Genomic DNA, 22,484 nt, shown 5'->3' with positions numbered 1-22,484 from the left:
CTTTCGTGCGGCCCACGGTACGAATTCGGCGTAATAAGCCGTAGCCCTTCCTGACTCGATGTCGTCGTCGGCCGGCTGATCTAGCTCGGAGAAGCCGCACTCAGCTTCGAACTGTCGCCGCATAGGCGCGGACCGCCAGGCCCGGTCCAACGCAACTCTCCAGCTCCGCTCCGAGGTCGGGGTAAGGGTCTGATCGCTTTGGGGCTGCATGGATTGCACGCTCCGTTCTCGTTTTGATCTAGTATCCCCGCAGTCGGTTGTCAAATCTGCGGACATCGGCGCATCGATACGAGTCGACCAAAGTATGTAGATCATCGTTGATTTGGCATCTCTTGGAAAGGTCCTTTGCAGGCGCTACTGACTACCTTGTCAGCAATGTGGAATCTCAATGCCCCGCGCCGTTGGCTGCCACTCCTCGACGAGTTCCCCTCGGCTTTTTCGGCCGCCCGGCTATGATGCGACGCGGAATACGAACGGCACCGACTCTGAATGTGGGGAACGGTTGTAGCGGTCTACCGCTACCAACCCCTGACTTTGACAATCGGTGAAGCAGTGACCGAAGGCGACTATCCTATTTACAGGTCGTGACCGCGATTTGCCGAACAAGCGGATCAGCTCTCTTCCTTCTATGATGATTGGGGGCTAACCGAGGCCGATCTTATTCGTAGAACCTTGGATGAAGCGGTGAAAAGCGACAGCCTCTCCTACCCTCCTCGCGGCCTCTCACGTGAAGAAGCCGCCCGATATGTGGGTGTCGGCATAACCAAATTCGACCAAATGGTTGCTGACCGCCGCATGCCGAAGCCGAAGAAGGTTGACGGCCGCGTGATCTGGGATCGCCTTAAACTCGAAGTGGCCTTTGGCGAACTACCTGGAGACGATGATGAGAATATCGTCGACTTCCTGTTGCAAGGGAATCATCGCAGGGAATAGATTCATTCTGTCATGACCGATAAATATCCCGGCCTCTCCTCGTACACTGATCGCCATGGAAAACTGCGGTGGCGCTATCGGACGAAGGAGCGTGTGGTTAGGCTGCCGGCCCCCAATCAGCCGGGATTCAAGGAGGCCTACCAAGCAGCGGTCGAGGGCCGGAAAGTCCCAAAGGCTCCTGTGGTCCGTATGCCTGGAGCCGCCCTGCCCGGCACATTCGGAGCTGCCTTTCAACGGTTGAAGATCTCAGTCAAGTGGCTGGCGCTTGACGAAGCCAGCAAGCGCAAGAACACGCAGCTGATTGAAGAGTTCCTAGAACTCCGGGTGGTCCCTGATCACCCGCTCGTCTGGCGGGACGTAGCGGTAAAGAACCTTCGACGTATCCATATTGAAGAGCTTCTTGGCCGCTTCATCGCCACGCCACACAAGGCCAAGCATCTGCTAGTGGGCATACGCAAGCTGGTCTATGTCGCGCTGCGGCAAGACTGGATCGAAATCGACCCCACAGCAGCGGTCGAGTGGCGCCCTGCCTATGCCGGTTGGAAAGCCTGGTCGCGCGAAGCGATGGCGCAATTCGAAAACCGTTGGCAGCTCGGCACCGGGGCACGCACTTGCTACGGTTTGGCGCTTTGGCTAGGCAATCGCCGCGGCGACGTCGCGGGCCTGCGCTGGGATCAGAGGGTCACGCGTCGAGTTTTCATCGACGGTGTCGAGCGTCACTTCGATGGATTTGATATCGTCCAGGGCAAGAACAAGGGACGAACAGGTGGCAAACGGCTTTTCGTGCCGATCACACCGATGCTGTCAGAGATCCTGGATGCGGCCGACAGGCGCGGCCAGACCGTTCTGGTCAACGGCTATGGTGAGCCGTTCTCCGCCAAGTCGCTGACTGGAATGATGGCGCATTGGTGCAAGCTTGCCGGTCTTCCAAAGGGGTTGACACTGCATGGCTTGCGGAAGTCGCTCGGTGTTTATCTGGCAGAGGCCGAGGCCTCAACGAGACAGCTCATGGATGTGCTCGGTCACGACGATATCGACCATGCCGAGCTCTATTCGCGCGAGGCCTCGCAGGTTCGGCTGGCGGTCCAAGGGATGGATCGAGTCGTACGCCTCGTGACGCGCAAGCCGATGCTTGGCGAACCTATTGGCGAACCTCGTGGCGAACCACCCTATAAATCATTGATAAATAACGACAATGGTGGGCCCGGAGGGACTCGAACCCCCAACCAAGCGGTTATGAGCCGCCGGCTCTAACCATTGAGCTACAGGCCCCACGCGGGCTGGCTTAGTGTTTTTCGCTCTTCCGCACAAGCCTCTCCGAATGCGCCGGTTCGATCGCCAAGATCAGGCCATGTCCCTGCGATGGAGCGGTTTGCGCCTGCCTGCGGATGAAGGGTTCGCCTCCATCCAAGGTAAACGCGATTTAGCGCGGGTTGTCGACTCTCCAGAGCGGCGTCTTTGTCGCCTTTTGACCCGACTCGATCCGCGCCCGATGCCCGTGGCCTGGGACAGTATCTGATGGCGCTTGCAGATTTTTGCAAAGCCCGGCCCTGACTGATCACCGGCACAGGCAATCTGCCCCAACGGAATAAGGGGCTATATCTTTGGTCCCTTCGGACCAATGCGTCCGGCAGGATGGACCTCGGTCGATTGTGGACCAGCGGGCAAATCAGCCAGTCTCGCCATCGCGCCGGCTGATACCCCTAAGCCCCCCGCCCATCGGTTGGCGCATGCCCGGCTCGGGGACCTCAAAATCCTAACCACAAAAGCGAGCCGGGCTTTCATCCGCGTGCCCGCGCCGAGACGCAAATTGCGGGAAATGCAATGAGGAGTTGGATTGTCTATCACGTCGATTTCGAAGCGAGCGGCAACAGCCCGCTTCTCACCGAGATCGGACGCGTTGAAGCAGACAATCTCCTGGTAGCGGTTATGAAGGCACAAGCGTTGTGGCCCGATGAAAGGTCCATGACCGTCCGCCCGGGCGGGCAAGACAGCCAATCGACACAGCCGCCAGCTCCACAGCGCGACACCGATTGAACGCACAGAGCGATCAGGCCGCCCGCTTCGCCTACGAAGACCCGACACGACCGGGCGCCGCATGGAGCGCTGCCCGGCGCGCCACGCAAGCGGGATCAGTTTCTCGACACCTTGCCAACCCTGTGCCACGTCGTCGGCGCGTCTCAGCCATTGTCGGGAATCGCTGTTGGTGGGAAACTCGGCCAGTCAGCATGGGAGGTCGAAATGCCCAATAGTTTCAAGACCGGAGACGTCGTCAGGCTGAAATCCGGAGGCCCGGAAATGACCGTCAGCGACGGGGCGGCTTCCGGCATGTATCTGTGCCACTGGTTCAACCGCGAGGGCGATGTCTGGACGCCGCAGCATGCAGGCTTCAAGCAGGACCAGCTGGTGGCGGTCGACCAGCCGAGATAATCGTCGCCTGCCTTCGATCCGGCTGCGTCGGATCCGGCAGGTTTGGTCGAAAAGGACCGACGGATTTTGCTCCTCGCTGCGTTCAACGGCTGAAGCGTGGCCGCCAATGGCCGCGCCAACCGGAGACGAGAGCATGATCCGCCTATTCGTCGTTGCCCTTGGCCTGCAGACCGCTGCCGCGGTCGCCCAGACGCCGACGTCTGTCCCCGCGCCCGCCCAGACGACGCCGGACGCTGCGGCTGCCGCCAAACCCGACCAGACCAAGCCCGACCAAATCAAGTCCGGCCTGACCATGGAGAAGTTCGAGGCGCGCCGGGAGAAGGCGTTCATGCGGGCCGACACCGACAATGACGGCAAGGTCAGCCTCGCCGAATGGACCGCTTTCCAGACCGCGCGCAAGGCCAAGGGCGATCCGGCCAAATCCTTCGCGCGCATGGACGCCAACAAGGACGGCTTCGTCGACAAGGGAGAACTCGACGCCTTCCTGGCCAAGCGCTTCGCCAAGCTGGACAAAAACGGCGACGGGATGCTTAGCGCCGACGAGCGGCCGGGCCACAAATCCGCTGCCAATGAGGAGCAATGACCACGAGGTTATGGCGCGCAATGACACATGCGAGCGCTCCCGTTGATGGGCGCCGACCCGGACGAGGAACTGGTACGCCGCATCGGCGCCGGCGACCCCGCCGCCGTGCAGGCGATGGTGACGCGCAAGCTGCCGCGCATCCTGGCCCTGGCCGCAAGGATGCTCGGCGACGCGGCGGAGGCCGAGGACGTCGCCCAGGAGACTTTCGTGCGCATCTGGCGCCACGCTTCCGGCTGGCGCCGGGGGCACGCCCGCTTCGACACCTGGATCCATCGCGTCGCGCTCAACCTCTGCTACGACCGGCTGCGGCGACGGCGCGAATGGACGACGGACGAACTGCCGGAGCTGGCCGATGAGGCGCCGCTTCCCGATGCCATGCCGGGCGACGAAGAGCGCAGGGTCAACCAGGCGCTGCAGCGCATCGCGCCGCGCCAGCGCGAGGCGATCGTGCTGGTCTATTATCAGGAGCTGTCCAACATCGAGGCTGCGGGCGCCATGCAGGTCAGCGTCGATGCGCTGGAAAGCCTGCTCGCGCGGGGTCGCCGCGCCCTGCAGGCCATGCTCGCAGGAGATGGCGATGATTGAGACCCGGAACGGACTGCGAATTCTGAGGACTGCGGCGTGGGGGCCACGTCAAAATGGTGGAAGGGGGAGAAAGATGGCTGAGAAAACCACAGGCGGGCCGATGGATGCCGGGCGCTTTGCCGCGCTGGCGGACGCCTATGGCAGCGCCTTGCACCGCTGGCCGCCGGCCGAGCAGGCCGCCGCCATGCTGTTTGCCGAGACCGAGCAAGGCCGCGCCATCCTGAGGCGCGCCGGCAGGCTCGACGTCATGCTCGACCGGTATCGCGTCGAGGCGCCCAGCCCGGCGCTGCATCGCGCCATCGTCGCCCGGGCAACGACCGAGGTCCGGCAGGAGCGCCGCCGCCGGTTCTGGTGGCTGGGCTTCGGGCTTGCCGGCGTCGGGCTCGCCGGTGCCGTGGCCGGGCTGGCGCTGGTGACCGTCGTCAGCCCGGATATCCAGCCCGATCATTATGTGATGGACGCCAATGCGACGTCGTTCGGCGACGCCGGGCCCGATTCCGATCAGGCGGAGGAGGACCTATGAACCCCCGTCTCGTCGCGGCATCCCTGGTGCTCAACGTCTTTCTGATCGGCGCGCTCGCCGGCGGGACTGGCTGGCTGATCGGCAAGTTCAACCCGGGCTATTCGCTGGAATCGGCCGGCGGCAGGCTGCCGGCCGCCGACCGCAAGGCGTTCCGGCAGGCACTGCGCGAGGTGCGCCGGGAATCGCGGGACGTGATCCTCGACGGCCAGGCCGCGAGGCGCGAGGCGGCGAACCTTCTGCAGCAGCCGACGCTCGACACCGCCGCCCTTGCGGCGGCGCTCGAGCGGGCGCGCAATGCGGACGCCACCGTGCGGGCGCGGCTGGAGCAGCGCATCCTCGAATTTGCCGCATCCGGATCGCCGGAAGACCGCCAGTTGCTAGCGGACGCCCTGTTGCGGCGCGCCGGCAGGCAGCCGCCGCCTGCAAAAAAATCGCCATAGGCGACGACGGAAAAAGCGAGCGCGCTCCGTTCAAGGGAAAGAGGGACAGGCCTGCCATCCGTTGACGGCGGCAGGCGCTCTTCAACCTCGGAACTTCGGGAGTATCCCCATGAACAGTCTGACGAAATATTCGCTCGCGGCAGGGCTCGCCATCGGCGGCACGGTCGCCGCAAGCGCGGCTTCGGCCATACCGATCGCGCCGGTTGCGCCCGCCGCGCCGGCAATGATCGAGCATGTCGCCTGGGGCTGCGGTCCGGGCTGGCATCCCAACTACTGGGGCCGCTGCGTCCCCAATCGCCGCGTTGTCTATCCCGGCAATTATTACTGGGGCGGACCGCGCGTCTATATCGGCCCGGTCTGGCATCCGTATCACCGCTGGCACCACTGGCGCCGCTGGTAAGAGCCGCCTCCCGATGTCAGGGCTGCGGCCGGCGTCGTGAAGCCATCCGACGACGAGGACATTCCGGTCGACGCGGCGAGCGCCGGCCGGCGAGATGGAGGCTGGATTGGCCTTACCCGCATCAAATGCAACGCCGCCGGATCCAGCTCTGGTCGCGCTCCACCGCTTCGGCCTCGGCGCGAGACAAAGCGACGATTTCGGCAAGATCGCCGCCGATCCGCGCGGCTACCTCAAGGCCGAGCTCGGGCAGCGGGACATCGCGCTGATTTCCCTCGACGACCCGAAGAATGCCGGGTTGCTGGACAGCACGGCGGCGATCCAGGCCAGCATGACGGCGGCCATGGAGCGCAAGGCGGCGCGGGATGAGAAGACGGCGGCCGCCATGCAGCCGATGGCGGCGGATGATCCAGCCGGCCCGGCCGTGACAAAAGCCAAGCCCGCTGTGCCGCGCGTCGAGGCCGATATCTATCGGGACGAGGCGCAGGCCCGGTTCGGCAAGGCGCTCGCCGCGACGCCCGGCTTCGTCGAGCGCCTGGTCGGCTTCTGGTCGAACCATTTCTGCGTTTCCGTCGCCAAGGCGCCGGTCGTGCGGGCGAGCGCCGGCGCCTTCGAGCGCGAGGCGATCCGCCCCTTCGTGCTCGGCCGTTTCGCCGACATGCTGCTTGCGGTCGAGCATCATCCAGCCATGCTGTTCTATCTCGACAACCAGCAGTCGATCGGGCCGAATTCGCGCGCCGGCAAAAGACGCGGCCGCGGCCTCAACGAGAACCTTGCCCGCGAGATCCTGGAACTGCACACGCTGGGCGTCGGCAGCGGCTATGCCCAGTCCGACGTCACCAGTTTCGCGGGCATGCTGACCGGCTGGACCATGGCTGGACGCGAGGGGCGGCTGGGCGAGCCGGGAAGCTTCGTCTTCAACGCCAATGCGCACCAGCCGGGCCAGGCCGTGATGCTCGGCAAGACCTATCCTGACGGCGGCATGGGCCAAGCGGAGGCCGCGCTCAACGACATTGCCCGCCATCCGGCCACTGCGCGGCACATCGCCAACAAGCTTGCGCGCCATTTCATCGCCGACGATCCGCCGCCGGCGGCGATCGCCCGCCTGGCCTCGGTCTTCGCCAGGACCGACGGCGATCTGCGCTCGATCGCCTTGACGCTGATCGACATGCCGGAAGCCTGGTCGACGCCGCTCACGAAGCTGCGCTCGGCCTTGGACTATGTCTTGGCGCTGCGACGGGCGGTCGGCGCCACCGCCGGCAACGAACTGCAGCGGTCGCTTCGCTGGCTGAGCGTGCTCGGCCAACCGCTATGGCAGCCGACGGGACCGAACGGCTTTTCCGACAGCACCGACGCCTGGGCTTCGGCGGAGGGGCTGAAGACGCGTCTCGACACCGCCTGGCAGGCCGCGAAGCAGGTGAACGATATCGGCGATCCAGACGAGATGCTGGCGTTACTGATCGGCACGTCCGTCTCGACCGAGACGAGGCAGGCGATTTCGCGCGCCGAATCCAAGCAGCAGGGCCTGGCGCTGTTGCTGATGGCGCCGGAATTCCAACGGCGGTGACCTGGAGCAATTCCAGGAAAAGTGTGCAGCGGTTTTCCGTCCGGAATTGCGTAAAAACAAATAGTTAGTGGAGATATGGCCATGAGCCTCCTTTGCGAAATGCCAAACTCCTCCCGCCGCGCGGTGCTGATGACCGGCGGGGCGCTGTTTGCCTGGGCCTATCTGCCGCGCTTCGCGCGCGCAGCAGACAAGCGCGACCCGCGCCTGATCGTCATCGTGCTGCGCGGCGCGCTGGACGGGCTGTCGACGATCGGGCCGGTCGGCGACCCGGACTATGCCGGCCTGCATGGCGACATCGCGCTTTCACTCTCAGGCGCCAACCCGGCATTGCCGCTCGACGGTTTCTTCGCCGTCAACCCGGCAATGCCGGTGTTTGCGCGGCTGTTCAGAGCGGGCCAGGCGGCGGCGGTACATGCGGCGGCGACCGGCTACCGCGACCGCTCGCATTTCGACGGCCAGGACGTGCTGGAAAGCGGCCTCCCCGGCCCCGGCAACGCCACCACCGGATGGCTCAACCGAGCGCTGGACAGCCTGCCGGCGGGCGAGCGCGTGGCGAAGCTCGGCGGGCTGGCGGTCGGGCCTTCGACGCCGCTGGTGATCCGAGGCGGCGCCCCTGTGCTCGGTTGGGCGCCGCAGGCGCTGCCGACGCCCGGCGATGCGCTCGCCGAGCGGGTGCTCGATCTCTACAACCATCGCGATCCGGTGCTGGCTGCTGCCCTGCAGAAAGGTCTCGACGCCGACCGCATGGCGATGGGCGATCAGCTCGACGGCAAGACGATGAAGCCGAAAGGCGGCCTCGACAATGCCGTCGGCATGCGCCAGTCGGCGCAGGGCGCAGCAAGGCTGATGGCGGCCGATGACGGTCCGCGTATCGCGGCTTTAGCCTTCGACGGCTGGGACACGCATGTCAACGAAGGCGGTGCGACGGGGCGGCTCGCCAATCTGCTCGGTGGCCTCGACGGCGCGTTCGAGGAATTCGAGAAAGGGCTCGGCGAGCGCTGGAAGGATACGGCGGTCGTCACCATCACCGAGTTCGGCCGCACGGCGCGCATCAACGGCACCGTCGGCACCGACCACGGCACCGGCACGATGGTGCTTTTGGCCGGCGGCGCGATCAAGGGCGGCCGCGTCATCGCCGACTGGCCGGGCCTGAAGCCGACGCAGCTCTATGAAGGCCGCGACCTCGCGCCGACCAGCGATGTGCGCGCGGTGCTGAAGGGATTGCTTGCCGACCAGTTCGGGCTGTCGGCAGCGGTGCTTGGCGACAAGGTGTTTCCGGAGTCGGCTGCGGTGAAGCCGATGCGGGATCTGGTGGTGTGAGCCCTGGGTTTGCCGGTCAGAGATGGCTTCGCCGCCTGTCAGTTCGTCATCCACGGGCGGAGCGGGAGCGAAGTGGACGCGGAGACCCGAGGATCCGTTCCGTTACCTTCACCGAAGGGCGCAGCGGAGCAGAATTCTGAACCGTGGCAACGCCTCAACGTCACGGAATGGATCCTCGGGTCTGCGCTGCGTCGCTTCGCTCCTTGCTCCGCCCCGTGGATGACGAGGCTGAGGGGCCGCTGCCAATCACGAACGCTGGCGCGGAGGTTTCGAACCTGTGCGTGGGGACCTTAGCCAAATTGCCCGCGCCGTTGCCAGCGCAGGCGTCGATGGCGATCCGGAGCGATCATCAGCTCCAAAAACCGCGATGCCAGCGGCCGTGATACCAAAAGCCGGGATGCCAGTGGCGTACATGCATCGGGCGGACCCGGCCGTTCGGCACGCATCTGCGCCAGCGGTTCATGTGCCAGCCGGGACCGCAGCGCCAGCCGATGGTCTCGACCGGCAGCGGTGCAGCACCCGGCTTGACAAGCGGCATGGATTGCGAGCCGGCGGCCGACAGCATCAAAGTGCCGGCGGCCAGGGCGATAGGCAGAAAGTATCTTGTGAACATGCGTCGTCTCCGTAATTCATCCCTACCGCCGTGAAACGGAGGAAAGGCTGAATTCCGTCGGAGCGGTGCGGATCACATCTTCGTTAGCCCCGTTCGACGGTTCCGCTCTCGCGGCGGTTCGGCGCGCGGCGCCTCGCGGTTGCGCCATTGAAACGGCATGTCGCGGCCATTGCCGGCACCAAATTGATCCATATCAAGGAGCCAGGACGTGCCCCGCTCTAGGTTTGATTAAGGCCGATCGGCGGAGACCGGCTGGAGGCCGGTTGAAGACGGGAGTTCATGGCGATGATGATCCGCACGCTCTCCACTTTGGAATGCACGAAATTGCTGGCGGCAAACCGCACCGGACACCTGGCATGCGTGAAGGACGGACAACCCTATGTCGTGCCCTTCAATTACGCCTATGCCGACAGCCACCTCTATGCGTTTTCGCTGCTTGGCAAGAAGGTCGACTGGATGCGGGCCAATCCCTTGGTGTGCGCACAAGTGGCGGCACGCACACAGGCGCGCGGGTGGAAAAGCGTGGTCGTCGACGGCCGCTATGAGGAACTGCCGGACCGGATCGGCCACAAGGTTCAGCGCGACCATGCATGGTCGGTGTTGAGCAAGCACACCGACTGGTGGGAGCCCGGCGCGCTCAAGCCGGTCTCGCCTGCCACCTCGGACAGCATGCCGCATATCTTTTTCAGGATTCTTGTCGAGCAGATTTCGGGACGGGAAGCTACAGAGTAGCCAGGTTCGCGACCGCAATCCGAGCGTCTACTGAACCGGGGTATGCGCCAAGCGTCGCCACCGTCTTCAGCGCGCCGTCCAGCATGTCGCCCTTTTCGTCCTTGAGAGCCGCCTCGCGCAGGCGGCGGAGCCAGTCGGCGGCGTCGTCGCGCCCCTCGAGCATCGGCAGCGCCGAGAGCACGCGGTCGAATTTCGACTGGGCGCGGGCATGGGTATCGCTGTAGCCCTTGATCAGGCGGCGGCAATTCAGGATTTCGGTGGCCAAAGCGTAGTCCTTGCGCGCGTGGCTGAGCGCCAGTTCGTACCAGCGCTCGAGATGCTCGACTTCGACCTTGTGGCGCAACAGGCGGCGGCGCCAGCGGCGCAGGCCGCCGATGAACCAGAGCATGGCGAAGCCGGTAAAGCTGTCGGTGCGGATGTGGCGGCCGCGATTGATGCGGCGGTCGAGGAAGGCGGCAAGCTTCGGCCGGCTCTCGATGTAGCTGCCGAGCCCCGCCGGCAGCGTGCCGCAGAACTCCTCGATGCGCGGATGGAAATATTCGGTGACCTGCAGCACCGAGCCTTCCTTGACGCCGACCTCCTTGCGCACGCGCTTGTCGCGGGTCGAGCGCGTCTTCAGATCGGCGACGCGGATCATGTCGTCGTAGCACATGGCATTGGCGAGATGCTTTGCCGCGGCGATCGACAGCGCGTAGCCGCGCTCCGCATTGTCGAGCGCGACCGCCTTGTCCAGCCGGTCGAGATATTCGCCGCCATAGGCGATGTCCTGGTAGTCGACGACCTTTTTCAGGCCGCGTTCGGCCATATCGCGCGTCGGCTCCGGCAGCGCCGCGACGCGGGCGGCAAGCCCTTGCCAGCCCTTAAGCAGGGTTTCCGGGCCGCTGACCTTCGCCGTCGACTTGAGTTCGGCGGCGACAGGCTTCGCCGCCTTCTCGCTTGTTGGCGCGGCCGCGATGCCGCGCGCGCGATCGCAAGCGGCACCAAACGCTGCGAGGCTGGCCTTGACGCCACGGCCGCCGGCGCCGATCGCCTGCTCGTAGCTTTCGCGGGTGAAGGGCAACGCATCGGACCCGGCCAGCGCGCCGAGCAGGCTGGCCGAGATCATGGTGCCGTTGTCGGCGGCGATCTTTTCCATGTCGAAGGCGATGAAGCGCTTGGCCGCCGCTTGCGCCGTCGCGTGCACCTTCTCCGACGAGGCGCGGCCATCGCCCGGTTCGATCTTTTCCGAGACGGCGGCGATGCGGTGCGAAGAGGTGATCAGCGTGGTGCGCTCGGGCGTGACGAAGCCGCGGATGATGGCGCGGCCGGCTTCCATCAGCTCGGCGGCAATCAGGATGTCGACGTCGCCCTGCGATGGCGATAGCGCGAAGACCGGCAGCCGGCCGGTGTCGCGGGCCATCTCGATGTAATAGATCGTCGCCCCGGTGCGCTGGGCGACGCCCGCCACGGAGGTCGATTGCGCGATGTAGCCGTTGCGCTCGGCGACATCGGTGATCCAATCGGCGAGCACGCCGCCGCCCTGGCCGCCGACGGCGAGTACGGCGAGCTTTATCACACGCTCGTCGTTTGAGGCGCCCGTCTTCGGGCGCAGCGCTGCGCTGGGGTCAAGCATCGGCGAACATCAAACGGCGGCTCTCGCGGCGGCGCTGCAGCAGGCCGATCACGGCGCGGCGGGCGCTTTCCAGGAAACGGTCCCAGCGGCCGGGATTGTTGACGACATCGGCGCGGTAGAAGGACGGGCATAGCACGGCGGCGTCCGCCACCTCGCCGCAATTGCCGCAGCCGACGCAGTTCTGGTCGATCGAGGCCACCGGATCGTCGCGTAGCGGATCGTCGAGCGACTTGACCGACAGCGACGGACAGCCGGAGAGCCGCATGCAGGCATGGTCGCCGGTGCAGATGTCCTCATCGACGCCGAATTTCGGCTTCACCACGCGCTCGCCGCCCTTGATCGCCTTGTCGACCAGCGGCTTCTCGCGGCGCTGGCGGTTGAGCATGCATTCGGACGAGGCGACGATGACCTTCGGCCCCTTCTCCTCGGTCGTCAGCGCCTCGCGCAGCGCGGCGCGCATCTTGCCGACATCATAGGTGCGGTCGATGTGGCGCAGCCATTTGACGCCCATGCCCTTCACCGCTTCATCGATGGGATGTTTTGTCGACTTGGTGCGGTTGTTGGCGCGCGACGACAGGATGTCCTGCCCGCCGGTGGCGGCCGAGTAGAAATTGTCGACGATGACGATGACGCCGTCATTCTTGTTGAAGACGGCGTTGCCGATCGAGGAGGTCAGGCCATTGTGCCAGAAGCCGCCGTCGCCGACGAAGGAGATCGAACGGCGTTTTGCTTCCGGCGAGTTGAAGGCGGAGGCCGAGGCCGGCCCAAGCCCGTAGCCCATCGTCGTGGCGCCGAGCTCGAAGGGCGGCATGATCGAGAACAAATGGCAGCCTATATCGGAGGCGATGTGGTGCTTGCCGAGTTCCTGCTCGACCAGTTTTGTGGCCGCGAAGATCGGCCGCTCTGGGCAGCCGACACAGAAGCCCGGAGGACGTCCAGGCACGACATTGATCAGGTCGGCGGTGTCGACGCCCTCGCCCAGCTTGTTCGGCGCACGCACCTCGCCGGGCAGCAGGTGCGGGGCGTTGGCGCGCAGGAAGGAGCCGATGCCGTCGAGCATCACCTGCCCAGTATATTCGCCGGCCATCGGCAAATGCTCCTTGCCGACCAGCTTGGTGCCGCGCCCGGCCTTGTGCAGCATGGCCGCGAAAGCCTGCTCGATATAGTTGGGCTGCCCCTCCTCGACGACCAGCACCGCCTGCTTGCCCTCGCAGAAGGACAGGAACTCGTCGTCGACCAACGGATAGACGGCGTTGAGCACATAGAGCGGCACGTCGGTGTCGCCATAGATGTCGGCAAGGCCAAGCCGCTGCAGCGCGCGGATGACGGAATTGTACATGCCGCCTTGCATGACGATGCCGACCGAGCCGTGGTCCGGCCCGAACATCTCGTTGATCTTGCGGCTCTTGATGAAATCGACCGCCGCCGGCCAGCGCTTGGCAACCTTCTCCTTCTCATGCAGGAAGGAGGCGGGCGGCAGCACGATGCGGCCGGTGTCGCGGCGTGGCGCCGACAGCGCGTCGGCGACCGACATTGGCGGGCGCTTGTTGTCCTTGGCGGTGAAGTGGCCATGCACGTGGCAGCAGCGGATGCGCACCTGCAGCATCACGGGTGTGTTCGACGCCTCGGACAGTTCGAAGCCGTCCTCGACCGCCTTGACGATCGAGGGCAGGTTCGGGCGCGGATCGAGCAGCCACACCTGGCTCTTCATGGCGAAGGCGTGGCTGCGCTCCTGCATGATGGAGGAGCCCTCGCCATAATCCTCGCCGACGATGATCAGTGCGCCGCCGGTGACGCCGCCGGACGCCAAATTCGCCAGCGCGTCGGAAGCGACATTGGTGCCGACCGTCGACTTGAAGGTGGCCGCGCCCCGGATCGGGTAATGCACCGAAGCGGCGAGCATTGCCGTGGCGGTTGCCTCCGAGGCGCTCGCCTCGAAATGCACGCCGAGCTCGCCCAGGATGTCCTGCGCGTCGGCCAGCACATCCATTAGATGGCTGATCGGCGCGCCCTGGTAGCCGCCGACATAGCCGACGCCGCATTGCAGCAGCGCCTTGGTGATGGCGAGGATGCCCTCGCCGGCGAATTCCTCGCCGGAGCCGAGCCTCAGCTTTTCGACTTCCTTGGCAAAAGACCGTTCGGCCATCCCTGCCTCCTTCCGTTGCCGCAATCACGCGGCGCGTACGTCAACTCAGATGTCGTGCTTGCGGATATTCTTCAGCATCTTCTGCAGGATCGCGATCAGCGCGGCGTATTCGGCATCGTCGACGCCGTCGAACATCGCCTCGAAGGCGTCATGCATGGCCGGCCAGGCGCGGGTGAACAGCGCCCGCCCGTCGTCGGTCAGGAAAACATGGCGGATGCGGCTGTCGGTGACGCCCTGCTCGCGCCTCACCAGGCCCTGGCCTTCCAGCGTGTCGAGCGTGCGGCTCAAGGTCGACTGCTCGATCACCGTATAGACCGACAGGTCGTTGACGGTGACGCCGTCGGTGACCGAGAGCACGGCGAGCGTCCGCACCTGCGGAATGGTCAGGCCCTGCTTGCGGAAGTCGTCGCGCAAAGTGGCGTTGTAGCGGCCCATGATGCGGTTCATCAGATAGGGCGCGAATTGCTGCAGGCCGATCTGGCCGAGGGTCGAGATGCGCTGACGCTTTTCGAGAGGTTTCTGATCCATCAGAGCCTCCCCGCCAGAAGAAAGCCGGAGCCGCCGCCAAGGCCGGCGCCCGGATGGGTCGAGGCGCCGATATGGTAGAGGCCCTTGATGCCGGTCTCATGGTTGCGGCTCGCCTTGAACGGCCGCCACAGGAAGGACTGGTCGATGGTCGACGAGCCGCTATAGGGATCGCCGCCGACGAGGTTGATGTTCATCGCTTCGAGATCGGCCGGCGAATAGGCGCGGCGCGCGATGATCGTGCCGCGGAAACCGTCGATGTGGTTGGCAAGGATTGCTTCGGCGCGGTCGGCATAGGCCTCGCGAAGCGCTTCGTTCCAGCGCCCGTCGGCGGGCGCCTCCAGCTTGCCGGCGGCATCGCCCTTGATGTGGCGCGGCGCTTCCGGAAGCTGCAGCCACAGGATCGCCTTGCCTTCCGGGCAGCGCGATGGGTCGAGCGCATGCGGCTGGCCGACACAAATGGTCGGCACTTCCGGCAGCAGGCCGCGCACCGCCTCGTTGCAGGCTTTGGAAACGCCGTCCAAACCCGGCGTCAGATGCAGCAGCGCCACCTTGTCGAGGCCCTCGCGGCGCCAGGCCGGCGGCTTGTTCAGCGCATAGTGGATCTGGAAATTGCCTTTGCCGTAGCGATAGGACTGCGTGGCCTTGGTTGCTGCCTGCGGCGCATCCCTGCCGAGCAGGCGGCCGTAGAGCTGTGTCGGCGTGACCGAGCAGATGACGCTCTTCGCCGCGCTCACCGTCTCGCCGGGCGCGAGCCGCACGCCGGAGGCGCGGCCACCGGCCTGGACGATCGAGGTGACATCGGCGTTGACGCGGATCTCGCCGCCGCGTTCCCTGATCAGCGCCTCAAAGGCGGCGAGCAGGTTTTTCGCGCCGCCCTTGACGATCGGCGCGCCTGCCGCCTCCAGCGCGAAGGCGATGACCTTGGCGATCTGGCCGGAGAAGGCGTCTTCCGGGCCGAGCCCGGCATGCAGCACCCAGGGCGCCCAGAGCGCGCGGATCGTGTCGGAATTGTAAGTCGTTTCCAGCCAGCCGCGCGCAGGCACCAGCGCCTCGCCCATGAAGGCGGCGAGGTTGCGCGGGCCGCGCCGCCAGGCCTCGCCGGCCAGCAGCTTGGTTGTCGGGTAGGACCAGAGCGCGCCGCCGAGCAGGCCGAACAGCAGCGCGGCATTGCGCTCGATGTCGCCGACATCGATGCCGTGACGGTCGCCGTCGCCGGAGACGATCCGGTTCAGCGCCGCAATGTTGGCGGCGCGATCGGTGGAGAGCACGGCATGGCTGCCATCGGGCGTGAGCACACCGGTCGGCGTGGCGGTGTGGCAGAACTCCAGCCCGTGCCGCGCAAGGTCCTTGCCGAGCGCGGCGAAGGCCGGCGAGGTGATGAACAGCACGAAGGTCGTCGCCATCACGTCATGGACGAAGCCCGGCGCGGTGATCTCCTCGGTGCGCATGCAGCCGCCAATGCGGTCGTTGCGCTCGAGCACGAGCACCTTGGCGCCCTTGGCGCCAAGCATCGCCGCGCAGACCAGGGCGTTGATGCCGCTGCCGACGATGATGTGATCGACGTCGGTCATTGAGGGATCCCATGTGCCGGCAGTTGAAGGTCAATGGCGCAAAGCCGAGTTCCTTCGCGCCCCCCTCTGTCCTGCCGGACATCTCCCCCACAAGGGGGGGGATCAGCTGTCATCGCGGCTTTCGCCAATTGCCCGCGCTGCAGGATCGAGCGGGGCGCCAAAACTGCCAATCTCCCCCCTTGTGGGGGAGATGTCCGGCAGGACAGAGGGGGGCGCCGTAGAGCGCCAGCGCTCCAAGACGGCCGCTCCAAATCCATCACTCCATCGCTTGCGACCATGATCTTCTCCCGAAGACCGCCGCCTCGCCTTACTTGCCCGGCACCAGCGCCAGCGCCCGGATCGGGCTGCCGGTGCCGCGCTCGATCTTGAGCGGAGCGGCGATCAGGATCGCGCCCTTCGGCGGCAGCTGGTCGAGATTGCAGAGGCTGGCGAGCCCATAGCGGTTGGCCTTGTGCATCAGCGTGTGCGCCGGGAACGGCGGCTCCATGCCGCCGGCCTTGCCGGCATCGGTGCCGATCGTCTCCGAGCCCCAGCCCTTGATGTCCTTGGCTATCAGGAACTGGATGGCTTCGGCCGTCGGGCCGGGCGTGTGCGGGCCGGTCTCGTTGGCGTTGAGGAACTCGGCTTCGGAGCCGTTGCGCTTGTACCAGTCGGTGCGCATCACCACCCACTCGCCGGGGTTGATGGCGCCGTGCGTGGCCTCCCAGGCCTTGATGTGGTCGACGGTGAGCAGGAAGTCGTGATCGGCGGCCGCCTCTTTCGAGCAGTCGATGACATTGACCGGGCCGATGAAATTCTGCGCCGGAATGGTGTCGGTGGCGCCGTCCGGATAGTCCTTGCCGGTGATCCAGTGCTGCGGCGCATCGAAATGCGTGCCGGAATGCTCGCCGAGCTTCAGCCAGTTCCAGGCCCACCACGGACCGTTCTTGTCGTATTTGGAAATCTCATGGATCTCGACCTTCGGCGTGTCGACGGCGAGTTCCGGCGGCAACTTGATCAGCGGCGTGTTCGGTCCGAGCGGCGCCGTCAGGTCGACCACCTTGATGGCGCCCGAGAGCAGCTGGCCGGCGACCTCGCCGAGGAGTTTCTGCGTGTCCATGGTCTTTGTTCCCTCTTGTCTCTGACGATCAAGGCTCGTTGCGGCCCTTAATATACCTACTAGACGAAAACATATGCATCTGCAATTATCTTTAAGCATAAAGCATTTTGGGGCGGGGCGTGAGCGAGTTCGACGCCATCTTGATCGGGGCGGGCCACAACAGTCTGGCATGCGCCGCGCATCTGGCGCTCAAAGGCTGGAAAATAGCGATTTTCGAGCGCAGCCAGACGATCGGCGGTGCCGTGCAAACCGGCGAATACACGCTTCCCGGCTTCCGGCACGATTTCGGCGCGATGAATTTGAGCCTCTTCGCCGGCTCCGCCTTTCACCGGAAATATGCAAATGAATTGAAAAGCCATGGGTTGGAGTTCGCGCCTGTGGCCGATTGTTTCGCCAGCGCCTTCCCGGATGGGAAATGGTTCGGTGTCAGCAACGACCTCGAAAAAACCGCTACTCGGCTGGCCGCCTTCTCCGCAGAGGACGCGGCCACATGGCGGAAACTGTTCGCCGCCTTCCCGGGTGAGGCCGAACATCTGTTCCGGCTGCTGGGTTCGCCGATGAGCGCGCGGGCGCCGGCCGGCATAGGCTGGAATCTCTGGCGCAAGAAAGGTCTTGCCGGCGCGCTGGATACGGCTCGATTGCTGCTCTCCTCGCCGCGCGCATGGCTGGAGGAAAATTTCAAGACGCCGCATGTCCGCACCACGCTCGCGGCCTGGGGCATGCATCTCGACTTCGCGCCCGACATCGCCGGCGGCGCTGTGTTCTCCTATCTGGAATCGATGGCCAACCAGAGTTTCGGCATGGTGCTGGGCAAGGGGGGCGCCGATACGATCATCCGCGCCCTGGCCGGCATGGTGAAGGCGGCCGGCGGCCAGATCACGACCGGCGCGGATGTCGCCGAAATCATGGTTTCCGGCGGCAGGGCGACCGGCGTGCGGCTGGCATCGGGCGAAACCCATTTCGCGACCAAGGCCGTCATTGCCGGCGTCGCGCCGAAAGCGCTGACGGGCAAGCTGCTGCCCAACGGCTCAGGCGACGCCGGCTTTGATGCGGCGATGCTGAAATTCCGTCATGCGCCCGGCACGATGATGATCCACCTGGCGATGGACGATTTGCCCGACTGGAGTACCGGCGCCGAGCTTCGCCAGTTCGCCTATGTGCATCTGGCGCCGTCGCTCGACGCCATGTCGCGCGTCTACCAGCAGGCGATCGCCGGCCTGCTGCCCGACCAGCCCGTGCTGGTGGTCGGCCAGCCGACGGCCGTCGACCCGTCGCGGGCGCCGCAAGGCAAGCATGTGCTGTGGGTGCAGGTGCGCATGCTGCCGGCGGAGATTGCCGGAGACGCGGCCGGCAAAATCGCGCCGGCGCATTGGGATATAGTCAAGGACGCCTATGCGGAGCGCGTGCTCGACATCATCGAGAGCTATGCGCCGGGCCTGCGACAGAAAATCCTTGGCCGCGCGATCTTCTCGCCGCTCGATCTTGAGCGCGAAAACCCGAACCTCGTGGGCGGGGACCAGATCTGCGGCAGCCACCATCTGGCGCAGAATTTCCTGTTCCGCCCGGCGCGCGGCTTCGCGCGCTGGAACACGCCGGTCGCGAACCTCTACCTCACCGGCGCCGCGACATGGCCGGGCGCCGGCACGGGCGCGGGCTCCGGCTTCATGCTCGCCCAACAGCTGGGAGGGAACTAGAGCATGATCCCGAAAAGTGGGAACCGGTTTTCGGAGAAAGATCATGCTCCAACAAAGAGCTAGAATTCCGGGATGGACAAGGCGCGGTTGCCCACTACCGAATGAAAACGCCGCGCACAATGACAACCAACAAGGGGAACGACCATGACCATCAACAGACGTGACTTGCTTGGATATGGCGCCGCCGCAATCGGCGCGGCGATGCTCGGCCTGCCGAGGGCGGCCAAGGCGGCTGGCGAGCTCACCATCGCCTACAACGTCAACCTGCCGTCCTGGGATCCGACCACCGGCCCCTCGGCGGTGAACCCGACCATCCAGGGCCTCTACCAGTCGGTGTTCGACCAAATCATCGGCCAGAAGCCGGACCTTTCCTTCACGCCCGGACTGCTCACCGAATGGGGCTGGAACGACGACCGCACCAAGGTGACGATGACGGTGCGCGAGGGCGTCAAATGGCATGACGGCTCGCCCTTCACGCCCGAAGACGTCGTGTGGTCGCTGACCCGCGCCGGCGACGAGAAGACCGGCAACCCGATCCAGTTCGTCTGGAAGAACGTCAACAACTTCAAGATCGACGGCAACAAGATCACCGGCGACGTGGTGCAGTTCGACCCGGTCTATTTCAAATGGATGTCGTTCCTGACCGGCTACATCCTGCCCAAGGCCTATTACGAGAAGGTCGGCGCGGACGGCTTCGAGAAGGCGCCGATCGGCACCGGTCCCTATATGGTCGACAAGTTCGAGCGTAACGCCTTCCTGCGGCTGAAGGCCAATCCGCACTATTGGGGCACCAAGCCGGCCTTCGAGAATGTGACGATCAAATTTGTCACCGACGCGGCGAGCCGTGTCGCCGAGATCGAGTCCGGCTCTTCGCAGGTGACGCTTGAAATCCCCTATGAGGAATATGACCGCCTCATCAAGAAGAGCGGGCTCGCCGGCTCGATCAAGAACGTCTCCGACATCGGCATGATTTTCTTCAACGACATCGAGGCGATGCTGGACAAGAATGTCCGGCAGGCGGCCGTGATGGCAGTGGACAAGGAACTCCTGGTCAAGCGGCTGCTGCGCGGCTACGGCCAGCCGATCGCGACGCTGGAGACGCCGGAATACACGGCCTTCGACCCGTCGATCAAGGTCGAGCACAACCCGGAGAAAGCCAAGGAATTGCTTGCCGCTTCCGGCTATTCGACCAAGAAGCCGGTCAAGTTCACCATCCAGACCACCAAGGGCTTCAAGCCCAAGGACTATGAGATGATCCAGGCGATCGTCGGCATGTGGCGCAAGGTCGGCATCGAGGCCAATATCGAGGTCTATGAGATCGCCAAGCATTACGAGCTGCGCGCCGCCGACAAGCTGGCGCCGGCCGCCTTCTACAATTGGGGCAACTCCATCGGCGACCCGACCACCTCGACAGGCTTCGCCATGTACGGCCCGAGCCCGCATTCGGTGTGGGACAGCAAGGACCTTGTCGACATGATCAACCCGCTGTGGGGCGAGAAGGACGAGGCCAAGCGCATCGCCGGCTGGAAGGCCGTCGACAAATATATCGCCGAACAGGCTTATGTGCTGCCGCTGATCCAATATGCGCAACCGATCGTGCATTCGAAGAAGGTCAATGTCGTGCAGCACGTGTCCGGCGCGCTGCTGCCGGCGCTGATGACCCCGGCCTGATCGAGATGAGGAGGCGCGGTAGCGTGTCTCCTTCAACGACGCAGCCCTCTCATCCGGCCCTTCGGGCCACCTTCTCCCCGAGGGGAGAAGAGGTCGCCGACGGCTGAGCCAGCCTCTTCTCCCCACCGGAGAGAAGGTGGTCGCGAAGCGCCTGGATGAGGGGGAGTCCGTTCAGAGTGATTACGCACGCATGCTGCTGCAGAGATTTCTCGTTCGTCTGTTGACGATGCTGGTGACGCTTTTTGGCGTCGCCATCGTCGTCTTCGTCGTCATCCGCGTGGCGCCCGGCGATCCGATCGCCATGATGCTGCCGCCTGGTGCCAGCGATGACGACATCGCCCGGCTGCGCGCGCTCTATGGGCTCGACAAGTCAATCGTGCAGCAATTTTTCATCTGGCTCGGCGGCGTGCTGCATGGCGATTTCGGCACCTCGATCTCGCTGCGCCAGGACGTGCTCGGCCTGGTCTTCGACCGGCTGCCGGCGACACTGGAGCTGGCGACCGTGGCGCTGCTGATGGCGATCGCGATCGGCGCCACGGCCGCGATCCTCGGCGCGCGCTCGCGCGGCACGGCGATCGAAGCGGGCATCGACATCGCCAGCGGCGCGACGCTCTCCATTCCCGATTTCCTGTGGGGCCTGGTGCTGATCCTTTTGTTCGGTGTTCTGGTGCCTGTCTTCGACATTTCCGGTCGGGTGTCGCCCGAGCTCGACCTGCCCTTTGTTACGCAATTCTACCTGGTCGAGAGTATCCTCAGGCTGCGCTTCGATCTCACCTGGGATCTGCTCAAGCACATGCTGATGCCCGCCGTCGCGCTCGCGCTGCCGCTGGCGGCGATCATCGCACAGTTGCTCAAACAGTCGCTGAAGGAAGTGCTCGACCTCGACTATGTCGTGCTCGCCCGGGTGAAGGGCTTTTCCGAGACGCAGGTCATCCTGCGCGAGGCGCTGAAGAACGCCGCATTGCCGACGCTGACGCTGGCCGGCGTGCAGTTCACCTTCCTCATCGGCGGCACCGTCATCGTCGAGCGGCTGTTTTCCTATGAGGGCCTCGGCAACATGGCGATCGACGCCGTCATCAACCGCGACCTGCCGCTGATCCAGGGCATCGTGCTGGTGTTCGCGCTGCTCTTCGTGCTGATCAACCTTGCCGTCGACATGATGTATGCGCTGCTCAATCCGAGGCTGCGCCATGGATGAGGCGCGCATCCCGCGACGCGGTTTGAGCCCGAGGCTCTGGCTGGCCGGCGGCTGGCTGCTCTTGGCGCTACTGGCGGCGATCTTCGCGCCGCTGGTCGCGCCGCAGGATCCGCTGGCGCAGGACCTGATGCTGGAGCGGCTGCCGCCGTTCTGGCTGGACGGCGCCGAGCCCGGCTATTGGCTGGGCACCGACAGCCTGGGACGTGATCTGTTGTCGCGGCTGATCTTCGGCGGCCGCATCGCCTTCATCGTCGCCTTCGCCGCGGCGATCTCTGCATGCTTCATCGGCTCAGCGCTGGGGCTGATCGCCGGTTATTTCGGCGGCTGGGCCGACCGCATCATCTCGCGTATCGTCGATGTGTGGATGGCCTTCCCGCCGGTGCTGTTCGCGATCCTGCTGGTCGCGGTGCTGGGCACGGGGCTGAGCTCCGTCATCCTCGCCATTGCGATCATCGACTGGACGCGCTTCTGCCGGGTAATCCGCGCCGAGGCGATGAGTCAGGCGCGCATGGACTATGTCGAGAGCGCGCGCGTCGCCGGCTATGGTCGCATCGGCATCATGCTGCGCGAGGTGCTGCCCAATGTGCTGCCGTCGGTGGTCGCGCTGCTGTCGCTCGAAATGGGCATCGCCGTCATCGTCGAGGCGATCCTGTCATTCGTCAATCTGTCGATCTCGACCGACGATCCGACCTGGGGCAGCATCATCGCCGAGGGCCGGCTGTCGATCCATCAGGCCTGGTGGGTGCTGGTGTTCCCGCTGATCACGCTGATCCTCACCGTGCTCTCCTTCAGCCAGTTCGGCGAAGCGCTGAAGGCGCGCTTCGATCCGGTGCTGCGATGAG

The 22,484-nt window shown here is 65.1% G+C and carries 20 protein-coding genes, 1 tRNA gene and 1 pseudogene; 15 read left to right on the top strand and 7 right to left on the bottom strand.

Annotation, left to right across the window (positions count from 1 at the left end; genetic code table 11):
• Positions 1 to 684: 684 nt before the first annotated feature.
• Both CK230_RS14470 and CK230_RS34085 read left to right on the top strand, forming a co-directional pair.
• The gene (locus CK230_RS14470) at positions 685 to 933 is read left to right on the top strand and encodes a hypothetical protein (protein WP_095817891.1); all 249 of its coding nucleotides are present in this window, start codon (positions 685 to 687) and stop codon (positions 931 to 933) included.
• A gap of 12 nt (positions 934 to 945) precedes the next feature.
• A pseudogene (locus CK230_RS34085) lies at positions 946 to 1,986 on the top strand (site-specific integrase); the annotation flags it as partial.
• A 143-nt stretch (positions 1,987 to 2,129) separates the two neighbouring features.
• Here CK230_RS34085 and CK230_RS14460 read toward each other — a convergent pair.
• Positions 2,130 to 2,205 (bottom strand) — tRNA-Ile (locus CK230_RS14460).
• A gap of 969 nt (positions 2,206 to 3,174) precedes the next feature.
• Here CK230_RS14460 and CK230_RS14450 point away from each other — a divergent pair.
• The 8 genes from CK230_RS14450 (at position 3,175) to CK230_RS14415 (ending at position 8,778) form a co-directional block, all read left to right on the top strand.
• A complete protein-coding gene (locus CK230_RS14450; protein WP_095817820.1) occupies positions 3,175 to 3,363 on the top strand; it encodes a YodC family protein in 189 nt (62 codons plus the stop codon).
• A gap of 133 nt (positions 3,364 to 3,496) precedes the next feature.
• Positions 3,497 to 3,946 carry an acid-shock protein gene (locus tag CK230_RS14445; RefSeq protein WP_095817890.1) on the top strand — a complete coding sequence of 150 codons (450 nt, stop codon included), beginning with the start codon at positions 3,497 to 3,499 and terminating at the stop codon, positions 3,944 to 3,946.
• Positions 3,947 to 3,991: 45 nt separating this feature from the next.
• Complete coding sequence (locus CK230_RS14440; RefSeq protein WP_095817819.1) at positions 3,992 to 4,531, top strand: RNA polymerase sigma factor; 540 nt, start codon at positions 3,992 to 3,994, stop codon at positions 4,529 to 4,531.
• 73 nt (positions 4,532 to 4,604) lie between these two features.
• Positions 4,605 to 5,054, top strand: coding sequence for a hypothetical protein (locus tag CK230_RS14435; RefSeq protein WP_095817818.1), 450 nt, complete (start codon positions 4,605 to 4,607; stop codon positions 5,052 to 5,054).
• Positions 5,051 to 5,494: a periplasmic heavy metal sensor gene (locus CK230_RS14430; RefSeq protein ID WP_095817817.1), complete on the top strand. Its 444-nt coding sequence runs from the start codon at positions 5,051 to 5,053 to the stop codon at positions 5,492 to 5,494. The genes CK230_RS14435 and CK230_RS14430 overlap by 4 nt, the downstream gene beginning before the upstream one ends.
• Before the next feature lie 109 nt (positions 5,495 to 5,603).
• Positions 5,604 to 5,894: a hypothetical protein gene (locus CK230_RS14425; RefSeq protein ID WP_095817816.1), complete on the top strand. Its 291-nt coding sequence runs from the start codon at positions 5,604 to 5,606 to the stop codon at positions 5,892 to 5,894.
• Between the two features lie 94 nt (positions 5,895 to 5,988).
• Positions 5,989 to 7,458 (top strand): DUF1800 family protein, encoded by a 1,470-nt coding sequence (locus CK230_RS14420; RefSeq protein WP_095817815.1) that lies wholly within the window; start codon positions 5,989 to 5,991, stop codon positions 7,456 to 7,458.
• 81 nt (positions 7,459 to 7,539) lie between these two features.
• Entirely contained in the window at positions 7,540 to 8,778 is a 1,239-nt protein-coding gene (locus CK230_RS14415) for a DUF1501 domain-containing protein (RefSeq protein WP_095817889.1), read from the top strand.
• Between the two features lie 349 nt (positions 8,779 to 9,127).
• Here the strand turns inward: CK230_RS14415 and CK230_RS14410 are convergent, their stop codons facing one another.
• A complete protein-coding gene (locus tag CK230_RS14410) occupies positions 9,128 to 9,391 on the bottom strand; it encodes a hypothetical protein (RefSeq protein ID WP_095817814.1) in 264 nt (87 codons plus the stop codon).
• Positions 9,392 to 9,676: 285 nt separating this feature from the next.
• Between CK230_RS14410 and CK230_RS14405 the strand changes: the two genes are divergently transcribed.
• Positions 9,677 to 10,123, top strand: coding sequence for a pyridoxamine 5'-phosphate oxidase family protein (locus CK230_RS14405; protein WP_095817888.1), 447 nt, complete (start codon positions 9,677 to 9,679; stop codon positions 10,121 to 10,123).
• Here the strand turns inward: CK230_RS14405 and CK230_RS14400 are convergent.
• From CK230_RS14400 to CK230_RS14375, 5 genes are all read right to left on the bottom strand, one after another.
• Positions 10,113 to 11,735, bottom strand: a complete 1,623-nt coding sequence (locus tag CK230_RS14400) for an indolepyruvate oxidoreductase subunit beta family protein (RefSeq protein WP_095817813.1) — start codon at positions 11,733 to 11,735, stop codon at positions 10,113 to 10,115. The two genes, CK230_RS14405 and CK230_RS14400, sit on opposite strands and share 11 nt — an antisense overlap.
• Positions 11,728 to 13,881 carry an indolepyruvate ferredoxin oxidoreductase subunit alpha gene (locus CK230_RS14395; protein WP_095817812.1) on the bottom strand — a complete coding sequence of 718 codons (2,154 nt, stop codon included), beginning with the start codon at positions 13,879 to 13,881 and terminating at the stop codon, positions 11,728 to 11,730. Before CK230_RS14395 ends, CK230_RS14400 begins: the two co-directional genes overlap by 8 nt.
• A gap of 45 nt (positions 13,882 to 13,926) precedes the next feature.
• The gene (locus CK230_RS14390; protein WP_095817811.1) at positions 13,927 to 14,409 is read right to left on the bottom strand and encodes a MarR family transcriptional regulator; all 483 of its coding nucleotides are present in this window, start codon (positions 14,407 to 14,409) and stop codon (positions 13,927 to 13,929) included.
• On the bottom strand, positions 14,409 to 15,980 hold the full coding sequence (locus tag CK230_RS14385) for an NAD(P)/FAD-dependent oxidoreductase (RefSeq protein WP_095817810.1): 1,572 nt from the start codon (positions 15,978 to 15,980) through the stop codon (positions 14,409 to 14,411). Before CK230_RS14385 ends, CK230_RS14390 begins: the two co-directional genes overlap by 1 nt.
• Before the next feature lie 307 nt (positions 15,981 to 16,287).
• Positions 16,288 to 17,079 (bottom strand): cyclase family protein, encoded by a 792-nt coding sequence (locus CK230_RS14375; RefSeq protein ID WP_095817809.1) that lies wholly within the window; start codon positions 17,077 to 17,079, stop codon positions 16,288 to 16,290.
• A 119-nt stretch (positions 17,080 to 17,198) separates the two neighbouring features.
• On the opposite strand from CK230_RS14375, the gene CK230_RS14370 reads away from it, so the two are divergent.
• From CK230_RS14370 to CK230_RS14355, 4 genes are all read left to right on the top strand, one after another.
• Positions 17,199 to 18,773: an NAD(P)/FAD-dependent oxidoreductase gene (locus CK230_RS14370; RefSeq protein ID WP_095817808.1), complete on the top strand. Its 1,575-nt coding sequence runs from the start codon at positions 17,199 to 17,201 to the stop codon at positions 18,771 to 18,773.
• A 144-nt stretch (positions 18,774 to 18,917) separates the two neighbouring features.
• Positions 18,918 to 20,444, top strand: a complete 1,527-nt coding sequence (locus CK230_RS14365) for an ABC transporter substrate-binding protein (RefSeq protein ID WP_095817807.1) — start codon at positions 18,918 to 18,920, stop codon at positions 20,442 to 20,444.
• 190 nt (positions 20,445 to 20,634) lie between these two features.
• Positions 20,635 to 21,642, top strand: coding sequence for an ABC transporter permease (locus CK230_RS14360; RefSeq protein WP_095817806.1), 1,008 nt, complete (start codon positions 20,635 to 20,637; stop codon positions 21,640 to 21,642).
• Positions 21,635 to 22,483: an ABC transporter permease gene (locus CK230_RS14355; protein WP_095817805.1), complete on the top strand. Its 849-nt coding sequence runs from the start codon at positions 21,635 to 21,637 to the stop codon at positions 22,481 to 22,483. Before CK230_RS14360 ends, CK230_RS14355 begins: the two co-directional genes overlap by 8 nt.
• The last annotated feature ends 1 nt before the right edge of the window (position 22,484 follow it).

Origin of the sequence: Mesorhizobium sp. WSM3859, assembly GCF_002295065.1 — a bacterium.
GTDB lineage: Bacteria > Pseudomonadota > Alphaproteobacteria > Rhizobiales > Rhizobiaceae > Mesorhizobium.
Note: the sequence above shows the minus strand (reverse complement) of the source record. Positions and strands in the feature narration are given on the sequence as shown.